Source organism: Nonomuraea sp. NPDC050540 (assembly GCF_044457485.1).
Classification (GTDB): domain Bacteria; phylum Actinomycetota; class Actinomycetes; order Streptosporangiales; family Streptosporangiaceae; genus Nonomuraea.
Genome location: NZ_JBITHA010000032.1, coordinates 26,335 through 41,577, shown reverse-complemented (window position 1 = coordinate 41,577; position 15,243 = coordinate 26,335). Strand labels below are relative to the sequence as shown.

Genomic DNA, 15,243 nt, shown 5'->3' with positions numbered 1-15,243 from the left:
AGACTATAGGTATGCAGGACGAGTCGGCGCAGGCTTCCGCGCACATCAAACGGCTGTGGCGCCTTTCTCCGGGACGCCAGCGCGGGCGTCCGGCCGAGCTCGACGTGGAGCAGGTGGTGCGCAAGGCGATAGAGCTCGCCGATCGCGACGGCCTGGGCGGCGCCACCTTGCCCAAGGTCGCCGAGGCGCTGGGGTTCACGAAGATGTCGTTGTACCGCCACGTGGGCTCCAAGGACGAACTGTGCGAGCTGATGGGCGACCTGGCCATCGGCCCGGCGCCCGAGGTCGACGAGGCCGTCGGCTGGCGGGAGGCTCTACGGCGGTGGACGCTGACCAGCCGCCGGGTCTACGGGCGTCACCCCTGGCTGGCGCAGTTGCCCATCGCGGGCCCGCCCGTCGGTCCGAACGCGATCGGCTGGATGGACGCGTTGCTGCGCGCCCTCCGTGAGACCGGCCTCGGCTGGCCGGCGAAACTCGGCATCCTGAACCTCCTGGGCGGATACGTCCGCACCGTCAGCGCCCTGGAGCAGCAACTCGCGCAGGGCCGCCTCGGCAGCGGACTCGACCAGGCGCAGAGCGAGCGGGACTACGGGACGGCCCTCTCGCCGCTGGTGGAGCCGGCCCGCTTCCCCGAAGCGGCCAAGCTGTTCGCCTCCAGCGTGTTCCGGGCGCCCGCCGAAGAAGGGGCCGAGGACGAGTTCGGTTTCGGCCTGGGGCTGATCCTCGACGGGATCGAGGCGCTGATCGCCGCGGAGGCGGGTATCCGGCATGGATCCCCGTAGGGGATGGCGGCGCGTGGTCGTCGCCGTCCTCACCACCCTCGCCGTGCTCGTCTTTCTGGCCATCGCCGGGATGATGGTCGTTCTGGTGGTCGCGGGTCCCGACTGAAGCGGGCCGCCTCTAAGCGTGCCAGAGGGCGGCGAGCTGTCGGGTGGCCAGCCGCTTCGGGACCAGGCGCAGCATGGCGTCGCGTACCCACGCCGGCGCGCCCGTCAGGGAGGTCAGCCGCGACTGCCGGGCGGCCGCCAGCAGGATGCGGTTGGCGCGGGGACGGCGCTCGGCGTCGTAGCGGCGCAGTCGCTGGACGACCTCTCCCGGTTCGGCGCCGGTCAGGTGCCGGGTCACCGCCGCCGCGTCCTCGAAGGCCTGGCTGGCCCCCTGCCCGAGGTCGGGTGACATGGCATGCGCGGCGTCGCCGAGAAGCGCGATCCGGCCGGACACGTACGAGGTCAGCGGCTCGGCGAGTTTGACGATCGGATCGACGTGGATGGCCTCGGCCGGAGTGTCCGCGATCACCTTGAGCACTCCGGGGTGCCATCCGGCCATCATGGCCAGCACCTCCCGCCGCCCTTCCTCCGGGCTGGGGGGAGGGCCGTCCTGCGGGGTGTCGGTGTACCAGTACAACGCGTCGTCACCGAGGGGGAAGAGGCCGAAGCCGGCCCCGGTGCGCCGATCGACCATGATGGCGGCCAGCAGGCCGTTCTCCGCCGCCTCCGGGCTTCGGGGGAGCGTGCCGCGAAGGTCCATCCGGCCGGTCCGTCTCGGCCCGGGGTGGCCGGGGAACAGGTGCGCGCGCAGCTTGCTGCGTACACCGTCGGCCGCGATCGCGGCGTCGACCGTCTCGACGGGACGCCCCTCGCTGATCACCGTGACTCCGCCGGGGCCGGGGTCCAGGCGTTCGACGGGCATGCCGGTGCGTACGAGGCCGTCGGGCAGCGGGGCGCGCAACGACCGGTGCAGCTCCGCCCGGTCGACGACGGCGGCGGCGCCGATCTCCTGCTGCGCCTGGGCCGAGTCGGTGACCAGCAGCGGCCGTCCGCGCCAGTCGCGCAGGCCCGCGTCGGTGGGGGGCAGGGACAGCGTACGGACGTAGCCGTCCAGCCCGAGCCGCTGCAAGGCCCGGGTGCCGTTCGGCATGATCACCACCCCGGTGCCCGCCTCCCTGAGTTCGGCGCCCCGCTCGTACAGGCTCACCTCGTGACCCTGGCGGTGCAGCCCGACCGCCGCCGCGACTCCCCCCAGCCCCGCACCGACCACCGCGATCCGCATGAGTCCTCCCTCGCATTCACTACGATCGTACTAGTACGAGCGTAGCAGCGCGCGGAGTCACAGGAGTGTGAGCATTCGGGTGAGGGCGTTCTCCGCCCAGGCCTGCCAGGCGGCGTGGCTCCACCGGCGCTCCGCGACCAGCAGCGTGTAGGTCTCGGGAGACAAGATCGTCAGCGCGATGTCGGCGGCGGTCTCCGGTTCCATGTCGTCGCGCAGCGGCGTCTTGCCCGCCAGGGCTCGGGCGAAGACCCGCTGCACGGTCAGGCGTTGCCGCAGGTTGGTCGCCCAGAGCTCGCTCAGGTCGGGATCGGTGGGCGCCGCGCTGCGTACGGCGTCGAGCAGCGGCGCGGCGCGCAGGTAGATGTCGCCCGCCCCGGCGGCCTGGCGGCGGAGCTGCCCGCGCGGGTCGGGGTCGGCGACCGCCTCCCGTGCCCAGGGGCGCTCCAGCGTGGGGATCGGCTGGTCGTCACCGGCGACGGCCCGGTCGAGCGCGGCGGCGAGGACCGCCTTCTTGGTGCCGAAGGAGTAGTAGATGGTCTGCTCGCTCACTCCGGCCGCGGCGGCGATGGCGCCGATGCTGGTCAAGGTGTAGCCGGCGCCGGTGAACAGGTCGGCCGCCGCCGCGACGACGCGTGCCCTGGTGGCCTGCGCCCGTGCGGTGCGGCCGTCCGTCTGCTGTGATCTTTCTCCCATCCACTTGACTGTAGCAGCACTACAAAAACATTCTTATAGTCACACTACAAAAATGAGGTGAGATGAACAGACGCGAAAGCATCAAGCTGGGCGCCCTGGTCGCCGTGCCGGGCGCGGCCTTCGCCCCCGGCAAGGAAGTACTCGTCACCGCCGACCTCATGTTCGACGGCCGGCGCTTCGTCGAAGACGCCGCGGTGCTCGTCAGGGACGGCAAGGTGGTGCGGTCCGGCCCGGCACGGGCGGTGGGCGCGCCCTCGGCCCGCAGGTTCGCCCTGGGGGCGGCGACCATCGCGCCGGGCATGATCGACCTTCACGTGCACGCCACCCACAACCACGTGCCCTTCGACCGGATCCTGCGCCACGGGGTGACCACGGTCCGCGACCTCGGCGGCCACGTGCGGGGCGGCCCGCAAGGACCCGGGCGGCTGCGCTACCTGGGCTCCGGGCCGCTGGTCACCGCGCCGCGCGGCTATCCGATCCCCACCTGGGGGACGGGGCTGGCCGCCGTGGTCACCGGGGCCGACTCGGCTCGCCGTACCGTCTCCAAGCTCGTCGACCAGGGAGCGGCCGTCATCAAGATCGCGCTGGAGCCCGGAGGGGAGTCCGGGGCGCCGTGGGGCGGGGAGCATGCCACGACGCCTCCGCCGTGGCCGATGCCGTCGCTCGAGACGGTGCTCGCCGTGGTGCGCGAGGCGCACCGGCGCGGACGCGGGGTGAGCGCGCACATCGGGGAGGAACGTGGGGCCCGCCTCGCGCTGGCGGCCGGCGTGGACGAATGGGCGCACAGCCCCGCCGACCCGCTGCCGGCCGACCTGCTCAAAAAGGCCGTCCGGCAGGGTGTACGCATGATCGGCACCCTCGACACCCAAGCCAGGACCAAGGGCGCCATGAGGAACGCCAAGGAGTTCGTCACCCACGGCGGCAGGCTGCTCTACGGCACCGACATGGCCCATCCCGAGATCCCGCACGGGTTCGACTCCCAGGAGCTCAGCCTGATGATGTACGCCGGGCTCTCCCTGGAGCAGGCGCTCGCCGCGGCCACCTCGCTCGCCGGCGAGCACCTGGGGCTAGCGCCGCTCGGCACTCTGCGGCCCGGCGCGCCCGCCGACCTCATCGCCGCCGCCGGGGACATCCGCAAGGGGCACGCCGGCGTGAAGAACCTCGAGTACCCGCTGCTCGTGATGGCGGGCGGACGCGCGGTCGTCACCCCCTAGCCCGCACCCGCCCGGCGCGCTCAGCCAAACAGTTCGCCGGCAAGGAGGAAGTCAGAGATGAACACCGTCCTCATTCTCGGCGGCTACGGCGCGGTCGGCCGGGAAGCCGCCGCCGCGCTCACCGGAGTTCCCGGTACCCGGGTGATCGTGGCCGGGCGCAACCCCGGCCGGGCGGCGCCCGTTCCCGGCATCGCCGCGATGCGCGTGGACGCCGCCGACCCCGCCGACCTGGCCAGGGCGCTGGACGGGGTCACGACCGTCCTGATGTGCGCCGAGATCGACAACGCCCGCGTCGCCCACGCCTGCCTGAAGAGGAGCATCGACTACGTGGACGTGTCGGCCTCCCACGACCTGCTGGCCGAGATCGGCCGCCTCGACGACGTGGCCCGTGCGTCCGGCGCGACCGCCGCGCTCAGCGTCGGCCTGGTCCCCGGGGTCACCAACCTGCTGGCCCGCGTCTGCGCCGAGCGCTCACCGGCCACGGAACTGCGCGTCGGCGTCCTGCTCGGCTCCGGTGAACACCACGGCCCGGCCGCGATCGCCTGGACCCTGGACGGGCTGGGCGCCCTGGACGGCTCCTGGACGATGGACTTTCCCCTGCCGTACGGCTCCCGCGTCGTCCACCGCTTTCCGTTCTCGGATCAGTACACGCTGCCCGGGACGCTCGGCGTGCCCGCCGTACGGACCGGGTTGTGCCTGGACTCCCGGCTGCTCACCAGGCTGCTGGCCGTGGCCGGCCGGCCCGCCGCCGCGCGCCTGCTGCGCCGGAAGGGGGTCCGCTCCTTGCTGCTCGGCGCGCTGGCGAGGTTCCACTATGGCGGCGACGGGTTCGCCGTGACCGTCACCTCGGGCAAGGGCGGGGCGTCCTTCAGCGGGCGACGGCAGAGCCGCGTCACCGGGCGCGCAGCCGCACTGCTCATCCGCGACCTGCCCGCGCAACCACCCGGCGTCCGGCACATCGAGCAGATGGTGGACCCGATCGCGTTCCTGACCGAGCTCGCGGCCGACGGATTCGACCTCCGGCTCGACCATGCCGGCTGAGGAGCCGTCCCCGGGCATCGTGCACGCCCAGCCGGGAGCGTACGAGAGGGGCGGCTCTCCCGTCGATTTTCGTGATCTTCATCCACCGGGGGACGGCCGCTTGGTCCTCCCGGCGGCAGGGCGGCAAGGCGTGAGTCTCGCATCACTCTACGAAGACGCGGCGTGCGCGGGCTCATCTTTCTTCTCCCGAGCCAGCTTGCTCCGGATGACGAGTGCCATCCCGGCGAGCGTGAGCCCCATGCTGGCGATCTGCATCGACGTCGGCGCCCCGGCCAGGTGCAGCAGCGCCGAGCTGACCCCTACCAGCGGCGGTACGGCGAGGCCGAGCAGAGCGGAGTAGGACGGCCCGCCGGTCAGCAGGATGCGATGTTGAAGGAGGTAGACGGGCACGTAGATGACGATGCCCAGGAGCACGAGCATGCCCAGCACCGGCCAGCTGACCCGCTCGCCGGCCGCGACGTCCGTCGCCGCCCAAGCGGCGAGCGGTATCGTCCCGACCGCGAAGATCGGCAGGATGCGTGGCGCCATCGCCCCCTGGTAGCCGCGGTTCGTTCTGCTGAAGTAGAGACCGTAGAAGGCCATGGAGAACATCGCCGCGAGCGCGACCAGCGCCCCGAGCGCCACGTCGTCGCCGAGCGATCCCGCAAGCCGGGGGACCGTGTAGAGCACGGCGCCGGCGACGGCGATCACGGTTCCGGCGATGGTGCGTGGTGAGGGCCGGGTGCGCAGCATGACGCTCTCGGCGATCAGCACCACGGCCGGGGTCAGGGAGAGGGTCAGCGCGGGCAGCGCCGGTCCGGCGAGGCTGATCGCGACGGTCGAGAGCACCGTGTACGCGGTCACACCGGTCAGCGCCAGCAGCCCGATCTGCCACCATCGATAACCCGTGGCCGGGGAGGCGGGCGACGCGGAGGCGGGCGACCACCAGGTGAGCGCCACCAGGCCCAGGACGGTGAACGCGGTACGGCCCGCCGACACGATCCCGGTGCTCGCGTCGCGCAGGGAGGCCTCCACGACCAGCCAGGTCGAGGCCAGCAGGAGGACCAGCGCAGCGGACTGCCAGATCAACCGCCCTCTGCCACCGCTCACCGCGTGACGGTTTCGTAGACGGCGCAGGTGCGTTCCACCATGAGGGCGGCCGTGTACAGCTCCCGGTGCCGGTCGCGGGCGCGGGCGGCCATAGCGGCGCCGCCGTCTTCGCGTGCCAGGACGTTCAGGGCGGCGCGTGCCAGGGCGTGCGGGTTGTCGGGAGCGACCAGCAGGCCGTCGACCTCGTGCCGGACCAGCTCGGGGATGCCGCCCACCGCCGTCGACACGATCGGGACGCCCGAGGCCATCGCCTCCAGGACGACGAGGCTGGCCGCGTCGCCGCGGGACGAGGCCAGCAGCACGTCCGCGCCGATCTCGGCGGTCAGGGCGCCCGACACGCTGCCGTGGAAGCGTACGTGCTCGGCGATCCCGAGAGCCGAGACCAGCCGGTGGAGCAGAGTCTCGTCGGGGCCCGTCCCCACGAGGTGCAGCTTCGCGCCGGGCAGTTGCCCGAGCATGAGCTCGAACGCGAGGACGGCGACATCCGCGCCCTTCTCCGGCGACAGGCGTCCGCAGTACAGCACCCGTGGCCCCGCGCCCCGCTCCAGCCGGAAGCCCGACGGGGCGGGGACGTCGACGCCGTTCGGCACGTAGTGGACGCGGCCCGCGTCGCCGAGGAACTTGCCGATGGCCCGCTGGGCGAACTCGGCGACGGCGATGACCGGGAAGCCCGCTCCCGTGGCCAGGGCGGCCTCCAGGAACGGGTCCACCGGCTTGTACATGTGCTGCGTGTACAGCAACGGCGTCCCGATCGCCGTGGAGAGCTCCTCACCGCGGAAGCCGGCGTGCATCAGGTGGGCATGGATCAGGTCCGGTCGCCAGCCGGCGCCGGCGGCGAGGAGAGCGGCGGGGTCGCCGGGCTGTCCGGGCGCCGGCACCGGGAGCAGGGTCGGGTCGACGAAGACGTCGGCGCCCGCCTCGCGGCAGTGCCCGGTCAGCACGCCGTCGCTCCCGGCCACCACGGCGACCTTCAGCCCGCGGGCGATCTGGTGGGTCACCTGGGTGGCGACGTGGCTGACGGTTCCACCGGTCGTGGGGCCGCACTGCACCAGATGCATGACACGCATGCGTTGCGTCCTTTCCTGTGGGGTCGAGGGGTCAGTTGCCTTCGACGGAGCGGGCCATGAGGGCGTTGCCCGCGGTGAGCCCGCCGTCGACCGTCAGGACCGACCCGGTGATCCAGGCGGCGCTGTCGGAGGCCAGGAAGCAGATCGACGCCGCCACGTCCTCCGGCTCCCCGACCCGGCCCAGCGGGTACCACTGTTTGAGCGCGTCGAAGGTGGCGGGGTTCTTGGCGATCTGCTCGTCCCACGCCGGGGTGCGGATGGTGCCGGGGCTGATCGCGTTCACCCGGATGCCGTGCCCGCCGTACTCGACGGCCAGTGAGCGCGTCAGCGAGACGATCGCCGCCTTGGCCGCGCTGTAGGAGGGGTGGCCGAAGAAGGCGAAGGCGTTCACCGAGACGACGTTCACGATCACGCCGTCGCCGCGAGCCATCATCTCGGGCAGCGACGTCTGTACGCAGCGCACCGCGCCCTTGACGATCACGTCGAAGTCGGTGTCCCAGAGCCGCTCTGGCCCCTCGTGGAAGCGGGGCGGCACCGGGCAGGCCACGATGGCGTTGTTGATCAGCACGTCCACCGGGCCGCCCAGTTCCCGCGCGGCCGCGGCGAATCCCGCGGACACGCTCTCGGCGGACGTGACGTCCAGCCGGAGACCGAGCGCCCTGCCACCGCCGGCGGTGATCTCCCGGGCGAGGTCAACGGCTCCGGTCTCGTCGATGTCGGTGACGGCCACCGCCGCGCCCGATGCCGCCAGCCGCCGTGCCGTCACCCGGCCGACGCCTCCTGCCGCGCCGGTCACCAGCGCCACCCGTCCGCTCAGGTCGAACCGGTCCTGACGTCCGCTCATGCCGCCTCCACCTGTCCGTTGTCGAAGTAGGCCCGCAGCGACTTCTCCAGCTCGGGAACCCGCAGTACGGCGCCGCCGTTCCGTAACGAGCGGGTGGCCAGGTCACCGGCGGCCACGGCCGTCCGCGCGTCCACCGGCGAGGTGTCGGTACGACCGCCCTCACGCACGAACCGGACGAACTCCTCGATCACCTTCGCGTCCGCCCCGCCGTGCCCGCCGACCGGCCCCGGGATGCGGAACTCCGCGTCCCCGGCCGGATCGTAGCCGCGACGGCTCGAGTTCCACACCCGGATCGTGCCGCCCGGCTCGTCGCCGAAGTTCTCCAGCCGCCCGGCGTCGCCGATCACCGTGAAGGAGCGCCAGTAGTCGGGGGTGTAGTGACATTGCTGGTACGCGGCCAGCACCCCGTTGCCCAGGCGCAGGTTCAGCAGCGCCAGGTCCTCGACATCGATCACCGGGTTGAGGTCACGCTGACTCGACGGCGGCCAGTGCTCCAGGCTCAGCCAGTTCTCCGCCTTGGGCACCCCGGCCGCGCGCCGCGGCAGGTCGCCGTAGACGGTCAGCCCGCCCAGTGCCTGCACCTCCTCGGTGTGGCCGCCGACGATCCAGTGCATGGCGTCGAGGTCGTGGCAGGCCTTCTGCAGCAGCAGGCTGTTCACCTTGGACCGCTCGGCGTGCCAGTCCTTGAAGAAGTAGTCGCCGCCGTGGCCCACGAAGTGGCGGATCCACACCGCCTTCGGGGTGCCGATCCGGCCTTCGAGCACGAGCCGGCGCATGAGGCGTACCACCTCCATGTGCCGCATGTTGTGCCCGACGTACAGCCGGGAGCCCGACTCCCTGGCGGCACGCAGGACGGCGTCGGCGTCCGCCACCGTCGTCGCCATCGGTTTCTCCAGGTAGACGGCCTTGCCGGCGCGCAGCGCGTCGATCGCCACCCGGGCGTGCGTGTGGTCGGGGGTCGCCACCAGCACCGCGTCGACGTCGTCGCGGTCCAGCAGGCGGCGGTAGTCGGTCTCGGCGGCGTTCGCGCCGAAGAAGCCGGCCTCCGCGCGGAGGGTGGTCTCATCCAGGTCGCAGACGGCGGTGACACGCGATCCGCGGCCTGACTCTCGGTGGGCGGCGACGGCGAGGCTGCGCCTCTGTCCCAGCCCGATGGCGGCAATGCGGAGATCGTCCATGCTCTGTCGGCCTCTCCATCACGTTGAGTCGTCAAGGCGTGATGCCGTTGCGATCAAGATGCCTAATGGTGATTGAAAAGACAAGACTTGAAGCGATTTCGCGCACGGATCGCTATATATGGTGGAGGCCATAATTAACGAAGCGGGGCCACCGGTCCGTCCTCCGGGTTGAAGAACCGCTGGTTGAGGTGCTCGACCCCGAGGCAGACGGCCCCGATGGCCACGCATTCGTCCCCGAGCGTCGAGGCGCGCAGCTCGGGGGTGCGCAGGCACATCGTCTCCAGTTCGGCGCGCAGCGGCGGCATCAGGACGTCGGCCGAGCGTGAGAACCCGCCGCCGATGACGATCACCTGGGGGTCGACGGTCAGCGCCATGGCGGCGGTGGCCAGGGCGAGCACCTTGACGTAGCGCAGGACCGCGTTGAGGGCGTCGGCCTCACCGCGCCGGGCCGCGTCGAAGACCGCCTGCCCCGAGTTCCCCGCGGTCAGCACGTCACTGGAGTCGGCCAGGTGGAACAGCGGGTGAAGGCCGATCTCACCGGCCGCTCCGGTGGAGCCGCGCAGCGGGACGCCGTCCAGGATGATGGCCGCGCCGGCCCGGCGGCCGATGTGCAGGTAGACGATGTTGCGCGCGTCGCGGGCGGACCCGCGCCGGCATTCGGCGAGCGCGGCGAGACGGCTGTCGTTGTCCACCAGGACCTCACCGGCCAGACGGCCGGACAGGTGGCCGGCCAGGGGCACGCCGGACCAGTCGTGGATGGCGCGCGAGATGACGACGTTGCCCTCGTTGTCGACGTAGCCGGTGCTCCCGGCGGTGGTGATCCACACGTCGGCCGGTGAGGTGCCGGTGGCGGCCAGGCACGCGTCGACGGCCCGGTCGACGGCGGCCAGGCGCTCCCGCCTGGTGTGCCCGGGGGTGATCGGCTCGCGGGAGACGTGCCGGACCTCGCCGTCGAGGTCGCTGATGGCGGCCAGGACCTTGTGCGCCCCTATGTCGAGGCCGAGCACCCGGCCGTTCTCGGCGCGGAAGCGATAGCGGCGGGCGGGGCGGCCCTTGCCGCCGCCGGTGCTCGGATCCATCTCGGCGACCCAGCCCATGGAGATGAGGTCGCGGACCACTTCCTTGATCGTCGCCCTGGCCAGCTCGGTGTGCTCGGCGAGCCGGGTGAGCGGGAGCGGCCCGGCCCCGCGCAGGGCGGAGACGACGGCGAGGGCGTTGAGCCGCCGCAGTCGCTGGAGGTCGCCACCGCTGACAGCGAGGGTCACTGCGTTGATCCCCTCTTGACGGTTATTAATTGTGGAGTCCACTATAAATGCGATTTCGGGGATCAGCGCTAAGAGACGATCTTGTGTCCGCCACCTTCGAACCGGTCACCCCCCACTATCCTCCGCACCCGTCCGGCTCGGGGGACGAACTGACACGGCCGGTGCTTCTTCCCGCGAGAGAGGTCACATGCTCAAGATTCTTGCCAGCTTAGTCATGCTGCTCGGCCTGGCCGTACCGGCTCAGGCGGCAGCCACCCCGCAGCTCGAGGCGTACTTCGCCGCCCCGGGCGTCACCGGCCCCACCGACGACTCGCTGGAGACCCAGCTCACCGGGCTGATCGACCAGGCGGCGCCGGGCTCCACCCTCCGGCTGGCCACGTTCGTGCTCGAACGGGCGGTCATCAAGAACAAGCTCGTCCAGGCCGCGGGGCGCGGCGTGGACGTCCGGGTCGTGGCGGAGAAGACCGGGCACAACCCCCTTCTCGACCAGCTGGCCAACGATCTCGGTCCGGGCCGCGTGGTGCTGTGCGCGGACGCCTGCAACAGCACCGCCAAGGATGTCATGCACCACAAGTTCGCCGTCTTCAGCCGGTTGCTGGACGGCCGTACCGACGTGGTGGCGCAGAGCTCGCAGAACCTCGACGCCAAGTTCGGCGCCCACCAGAACATGCTGGTCAGCTCGGGCGACGCCGGGCTGGCCGCCGGATATCGCGGCGTCTTCGACAAGCTGTGGTCGCAGCAGATCCACACCTGGTCGGGCTCCTTCACCTCCGACAGCGGCAAGGTGACCGTCTGGATGACACCACGCGCCGACGACCCGATGGCGGAGGCGATCGACGCGGTCGAGTGCCCGGGTTCGATCCGGCTGGCGCACTCCCAGTTCGCGCTCGACCGCGTCGCGGTCCGCACCGCGCTGGTGAACCGCAAGAAGCGGGGCTGTTCGATCCAGATCTTCGTACCGGAGGGCAACCAGACCACGGACGTGGCCAAGGAACTCGCCAAGGACGGCCTCGTCGTCCACACCTTCCGCCCCGGCGGCTGCCACGAGCCCGTCACCACCTGCGACGTGGGTACACTCCACTCCAAGATCATGCTGACCGAGGACGCGCTGGGCGGGCAGTACGTCTACACCGGCTCGCACAACATCAACATGGGCTCGCTGACCACGGCCGACGACTCTTTCGTCAAGATCGACGATGCCGCGATCTACGCCGCCTACACCGCCACCATGGATCTGCTGTACGCGCAGGCCATCAAGGTCGTGCCCGCCGCCTACCCGAACGCCGCCCTGCGGATGGCCGCCAACGACGCGGCCGACGAGCGCAACCCCAGAGCCTCGGCCGAACGCAACGGCTACACCGCCCTCACCTGGGAGAGCGGCGCACGGATTTTCGCCAGAATCTTCCGGTACGGCCAGCCCGTCACCGGCCCGATCCGCGTCGACATGGGCGGAGCGGGCTGCGCCACCGGCTGGAACCACGTCCAGCCCGCGGCCGGAGTCGACGACGGCGGCAACGCCTACGTCGCCTGGGCCGAGGACGGCGACTGCCGCGGCGAGCACAACATCGCCGTGCGCAAGCTCTCCGTCACCGGCCAGCTCGGCGCCACGATCTGGGTCAACCAGCCGGAATGGCGCGGTGACCAGACGCGGCCCAGGATCGCGGTCACCGGCGCCGGAGCGTTCACCGTGGCCTGGGAGGACGGTCACACCTCGACCGTCCGCGCCGCCGGATACTCCTCGACCGTCACCCGGCTCTGGGGCCCGGACGAGGTCGGCGCCGGCAACCGGCCCGACGTCGCGGTGGACGCCTCCGGCGTCGCCACCGTGGTCTGGCAACAGGCCCCTCACGTGTACGGCAAGCGGCTCGGCACGACCGGGGCCGTGGTGGCCGGCCGTACCCAGATCAACGCCAACAACGCGGGCCAGCACCTCGCACCCGCGGTCGCGACCACCTCGTCAGGAAACAGCGTGGTGGCCTGGAGCGACAACCTCGGCGGCATCTGGCGGGTGCGGGCCCGCGGATTCACCCCGTCGCTCGCCGGCCGGTTCGCCGAGAAGCCGGTGAAGAACGGCCGCTACACCCTGGGTGACCAGGCCGACGGCAACCTGGAGTACCCGCCCCTCTGCCACCTGAACGTCTGCGCCGTGCAGGGGACGCCGTCGATCGCCGCGGAGCCGTCCGGAAGCTTCGTCGTCGGCTGGACCGAGACCGACATCTGGAACCAGGACCGCACGCACGAGGTGTACGCCAAGGGCTTCAACGCCGACGGATCCGCGACCGGACGCTTTCCCGCCGAGCGGATGAACCCGAACACCGTCGGCAACCAGTTCGCCACCGCGGTCAGCGCCGGGCCGGGCGGTTTCACCTACTTCTACACCGAGGACTTCAACGTCAACGGCTACGCGGACATCGTGGCCAGAACCGGCTTCACCAACACCTCCGCCACCATGTAACCGGCTTGCGGGGCGGGCCCGTCCGGCGACGGCTGCCAGAACCACACCGGCCGCAGCCGTCGCCCGACCGCCTCCTGGCAGCCGCGATCCCGCCAACGTCGCGCAAAAGCAAATCAAAAGCCGTGATCTATAGCTTCGGGCCAACATTCCGACGTGAAGAGGTCACATGAAGACTGGATCGGTTGCCAAGCTCGCGTTAGTCGTCGCGGCCGCCCTCACCGCGCTCCCGGCCGTCGCAGCGGGAGCCACGAGCGCGTCACCGCCCTACTACCTGTACTACCGGAACACGGCGAACCTCTGTAAGGTCAGCCCTCCCCATATCCCGAGCAAGGACATTCCGCGGCACTCGTACGGCGGGAGCTTCATCAGAACCTGGTCCGTCGGGAACTACAAGTACACCCTGGGACGCGAAACAGGCTTCGTGAAGGCCCGTGTCGAACGGGTCTGCTCCAAGACGATCCAGGAGATCTACTACGGGATCGACGCCGGAAAGGTCAGCCGGCTCACCAAGCGCACCCAGCTCTGCTACAGCGGGGGCTGCAACGCGGGCGGCATGACCTATGGCAGCTGGCGTAAGGGATGGACCCACGAAACGTGGTGATCAGCTGGTCATCACGGGGGCTGTCGAACGCGGATGCCCGCCTGCCGGCGCATTACCCGTGCGATCCGGGCCAGCCACTGCACCTGCGCCGCGGCGTTCGCCTGGTGCTCCCCGGGCGCCGCGTCGACGAAGCTCCGGATCGCGGCGGGGTCGTCCACCGGTGGCCGGCCCGCGCGCTTGAGGGAGATGGCGAGCGTGAGCATCCTGGCGGCGACGGCGGCCTCCGGATCGGGCCTGCCCGAGGCGTGCCGCCGTACCTCCTGCTCGGCGCCCGCGGACATCCACGGGCTGAGCAGGACGTAGCCATCCAGGATCTCCACGGTCAGCCGGATGCGCCGTAGCCGGGGTTCGACCGGGCGGGGCCGTAACGCGATCTGCGGCACCGCGTCGTGCATGATCTGCCAGAGCGGCCTGAGGCGCCGGCAGTCGCGGCGGGCCAGGAGGCTGTCGAGCAGGCGGTCGACGCCGGCCCTCGGGCCCCAGGCGGGAACGGTGCCGCCGATGAGCACCGTCAGGATCGCCACGACGTACAGCGCGAGAACGAGCTGGTCGAGCACGACGGTGGACGCTCCCACGCTCGCGGCGATCATCGCCGCGAGTTTGGCCACGACGTACGCCAGGCCGATCAGCACGCCCGCGGCGATCAGCCGGGTGCCGACGGCCAGGAGCGGGCGGGAAGCGATGCGGGCGTAGCGGGTGGCGGCGATCGCGAGATGCACCACCCACCAGCCGAGGCAGATCAGGTAGAGCACGGTGTGCGGGGCCTCGGCCGGTGTCGGCGTGGCGGTGTAGTAGGCGATGCTGCGTACGTAATGATCGGCGAGGTCGTACGGCGCGGGCGCCAGCGGGAACACGGCCACGATGGCGGCCACGGAGGCCGCCGCCAGGGCCAGGTCGTGGCGGACCTGCCGGAGCGCGGCCGGGTCCTGCGCGGTGAGGAGGATGATCAGAGCGTGTCCCGCCGCGACCGCGACCAGCGCGAGGCAGTTCCCCAGCGCCCGGCTCACACCGAGGACTCCCAGCGCCTGGTCGAGCTGCGGGGCGATCGGCTGGACGGTCAACGCCAGCGTGATCGCCGTCTGGGTGAGGCACATGAAGATCAGGGGCCGGTCGCGCAGCCGGTGAACCAGATGCGCGATCTTGATCGCGGTCATGACCCAGCAGGCGAGCGCCACGGCCAGCTGGGCCACCTGGACCGGCGTCACGGCCGGGACGCTCGGCCTTCCAGCGTCTCGGTCAGCCGGGCCAACTGCTCGGGAGCGGCCGTCCGGCTCCAGGACAACGAGGACCAGGTCTGCACGCGCCGCACCGTCACCGTGCCGAACAACTCCGCCCGCAGCTCGGCCGGCTCCGCGTAGCTGTTGCGCTGCTGGATCTTCCGCACCGTCGAGTGGTCCATCTCCGGGCTCAGCATCGCCAGGAGTTCGCGGACGTCCGCGGCGGCCGTGTCGTCGTCGAACAGCATGTGGCCCAGTTCATGGGCGATGATCTGGTACTGCCGGACGGGCCCGATGGAGCTGTCGAAGAAGACGTAGTCGGCGTGTTCGCCGGCGACCCAGAGCCCGTGCGGTGCGCGCACCGGGAGCTCTCGGGCGATGAGGTGAATCGAGCGGTCGCGGCGTTCCTCGATCCGCCGGCACAACTCGGGGATCGTGAACGTTCCCGGCAATCCCAGGGAGTCGAGCAGCGCCTCGAACTGACGGCATAACGCGCCTACCTGCCGCCGCCCGCGAACAGCGCACATGAG

At 71.3% G+C, this 15,243-nt stretch carries 14 protein-coding genes; 5 read left to right on the top strand and 9 right to left on the bottom strand.

The features are described 5' to 3' along the window. Positions 1 to 11 precede the first annotated feature (11 nt). On the top strand, positions 12 to 782 hold the full coding sequence (locus tag ACIBI5_RS52070; protein ID WP_397258927.1) for a TetR/AcrR family transcriptional regulator: 771 nt from the start codon (positions 12 to 14) through the stop codon (positions 780 to 782). A gap of 118 nt (positions 783 to 900) precedes the next feature. Here the strand turns inward: ACIBI5_RS52070 and ACIBI5_RS52065 are convergent, their stop codons facing one another. Both ACIBI5_RS52065 and ACIBI5_RS52060 read right to left on the bottom strand, forming a co-directional pair. Continuing rightward, positions 901 to 2,049, bottom strand: a complete 1,149-nt coding sequence (locus tag ACIBI5_RS52065) for an FAD-dependent oxidoreductase (RefSeq protein ID WP_397258925.1) — start codon at positions 2,047 to 2,049, stop codon at positions 901 to 903. A 57-nt stretch (positions 2,050 to 2,106) separates the two neighbouring features. Next, the gene (locus ACIBI5_RS52060; RefSeq protein WP_397258922.1) at positions 2,107 to 2,742 is read right to left on the bottom strand and encodes a TetR/AcrR family transcriptional regulator; all 636 of its coding nucleotides are present in this window, start codon (positions 2,740 to 2,742) and stop codon (positions 2,107 to 2,109) included. Between the two features lie 62 nt (positions 2,743 to 2,804). On the opposite strand from ACIBI5_RS52060, the gene ACIBI5_RS52055 reads away from it, so the two are divergent. Continuing rightward, positions 2,805 to 3,956, top strand: a complete 1,152-nt coding sequence (locus tag ACIBI5_RS52055) for an amidohydrolase family protein (RefSeq protein WP_397258920.1) — start codon at positions 2,805 to 2,807, stop codon at positions 3,954 to 3,956. Between the two features lie 57 nt (positions 3,957 to 4,013). Continuing rightward, positions 4,014 to 4,997: a saccharopine dehydrogenase family protein gene (locus ACIBI5_RS52050; RefSeq protein ID WP_397258918.1), complete on the top strand. Its 984-nt coding sequence runs from the start codon at positions 4,014 to 4,016 to the stop codon at positions 4,995 to 4,997. 147 nt (positions 4,998 to 5,144) lie between these two features. On the opposite strand, the gene ACIBI5_RS52045 is transcribed toward ACIBI5_RS52050, so the two are convergent. The 5 genes from ACIBI5_RS52045 to ACIBI5_RS52025 form a co-directional block, all read right to left on the bottom strand. Further along, on the bottom strand, positions 5,145 to 6,086 hold the full coding sequence (locus tag ACIBI5_RS52045) for a DMT family transporter (RefSeq protein WP_397258916.1): 942 nt from the start codon (positions 6,084 to 6,086) through the stop codon (positions 5,145 to 5,147). Beyond that, positions 6,083 to 7,153 (bottom strand): glycosyltransferase family 4 protein, encoded by a 1,071-nt coding sequence (locus ACIBI5_RS52040; RefSeq protein WP_397258914.1) that lies wholly within the window; start codon positions 7,151 to 7,153, stop codon positions 6,083 to 6,085. The genes ACIBI5_RS52045 and ACIBI5_RS52040 overlap by 4 nt, the downstream gene beginning before the upstream one ends. 31 nt (positions 7,154 to 7,184) lie before the next feature. Beyond that, the gene (locus tag ACIBI5_RS52035; protein ID WP_397258912.1) at positions 7,185 to 7,997 is read right to left on the bottom strand and encodes an SDR family NAD(P)-dependent oxidoreductase; all 813 of its coding nucleotides are present in this window, start codon (positions 7,995 to 7,997) and stop codon (positions 7,185 to 7,187) included. Beyond that, entirely contained in the window at positions 7,994 to 9,175 is a 1,182-nt protein-coding gene (locus ACIBI5_RS52030; protein WP_397258910.1) for a Gfo/Idh/MocA family protein, read from the bottom strand. Before ACIBI5_RS52030 ends, ACIBI5_RS52035 begins: the two co-directional genes overlap by 4 nt. Before the next feature lie 134 nt (positions 9,176 to 9,309). Next, positions 9,310 to 10,440 (bottom strand): ROK family protein, encoded by a 1,131-nt coding sequence (locus tag ACIBI5_RS52025; RefSeq protein ID WP_397258908.1) that lies wholly within the window; start codon positions 10,438 to 10,440, stop codon positions 9,310 to 9,312. A 187-nt stretch (positions 10,441 to 10,627) separates the two neighbouring features. Between ACIBI5_RS52025 and ACIBI5_RS52020 the strand changes: the two genes are divergently transcribed. Both ACIBI5_RS52020 and ACIBI5_RS52015 read left to right on the top strand, forming a co-directional pair. Then, the gene (locus ACIBI5_RS52020; protein WP_397258906.1) at positions 10,628 to 12,895 is read left to right on the top strand and encodes a phosphatidylserine/phosphatidylglycerophosphate/cardiolipin synthase family protein; all 2,268 of its coding nucleotides are present in this window, start codon (positions 10,628 to 10,630) and stop codon (positions 12,893 to 12,895) included. Between the two features lie 166 nt (positions 12,896 to 13,061). Continuing rightward, on the top strand, positions 13,062 to 13,496 hold the full coding sequence (locus ACIBI5_RS52015; RefSeq protein WP_397258904.1) for a hypothetical protein: 435 nt from the start codon (positions 13,062 to 13,064) through the stop codon (positions 13,494 to 13,496). Between the two features lie 11 nt (positions 13,497 to 13,507). Here ACIBI5_RS52015 and ACIBI5_RS52010 read toward each other — a convergent pair whose 3' ends face one another. After that, positions 13,508 to 14,701: an MAB_1171c family putative transporter gene (locus ACIBI5_RS52010; protein WP_397258902.1), complete on the bottom strand. Its 1,194-nt coding sequence runs from the start codon at positions 14,699 to 14,701 to the stop codon at positions 13,508 to 13,510. Continuing rightward, complete coding sequence (locus ACIBI5_RS52005; RefSeq protein ID WP_397258900.1) at positions 14,698 to 15,240, bottom strand: hypothetical protein; 543 nt, start codon at positions 15,238 to 15,240, stop codon at positions 14,698 to 14,700. The genes ACIBI5_RS52010 and ACIBI5_RS52005 overlap by 4 nt, the downstream gene beginning before the upstream one ends. Positions 15,241 to 15,243 lie beyond the last annotated feature (3 nt).

Excerpts from the sequence above, each read along its gene's own strand:
- ACIBI5_RS52035 (WP_397258912.1), bottom strand. The coding sequence starts at position 7,997 with ATGAGCGGACGTCAGGACCGGTTCGACCTGAGCGGACGGGTGGCGCTG.
- ACIBI5_RS52015 (WP_397258904.1), top strand. The coding sequence starts at position 13,062 with ATGAAGACTGGATCGGTTGCCAAGCTCGCGTTAGTCGTCGCGGCCGCC.
- ACIBI5_RS52030 (WP_397258910.1), bottom strand. The coding sequence starts at position 9,175 with ATGGACGATCTCCGCATTGCCGCCATCGGGCTGGGACAGAGGCGCAGC.
- ACIBI5_RS52040 (WP_397258914.1), bottom strand. The coding sequence starts at position 7,153 with ATGCGTGTCATGCATCTGGTGCAGTGCGGCCCCACGACCGGTGGAACC.
- ACIBI5_RS52055 (WP_397258920.1), top strand. The coding sequence starts at position 2,805 with ATGAACAGACGCGAAAGCATCAAGCTGGGCGCCCTGGTCGCCGTGCCG.
- ACIBI5_RS52070 (WP_397258927.1), top strand. The coding sequence starts at position 12 with ATGCAGGACGAGTCGGCGCAGGCTTCCGCGCACATCAAACGGCTGTGG.
- ACIBI5_RS52065 (WP_397258925.1), bottom strand. The coding sequence starts at position 2,049 with ATGCGGATCGCGGTGGTCGGTGCGGGGCTGGGGGGAGTCGCGGCGGCG.
- ACIBI5_RS52060 (WP_397258922.1), bottom strand. The coding sequence starts at position 2,742 with ATGGGAGAAAGATCACAGCAGACGGACGGCCGCACCGCACGGGCGCAG.
- ACIBI5_RS52050 (WP_397258918.1), top strand. The coding sequence starts at position 4,014 with ATGAACACCGTCCTCATTCTCGGCGGCTACGGCGCGGTCGGCCGGGAA.
- ACIBI5_RS52005 (WP_397258900.1), bottom strand. The coding sequence starts at position 15,240 with ATGTGCGCTGTTCGCGGGCGGCGGCAGGTAGGCGCGTTATGCCGTCAG.
- ACIBI5_RS52020 (WP_397258906.1), top strand. The coding sequence starts at position 10,628 with ATGCTCAAGATTCTTGCCAGCTTAGTCATGCTGCTCGGCCTGGCCGTA.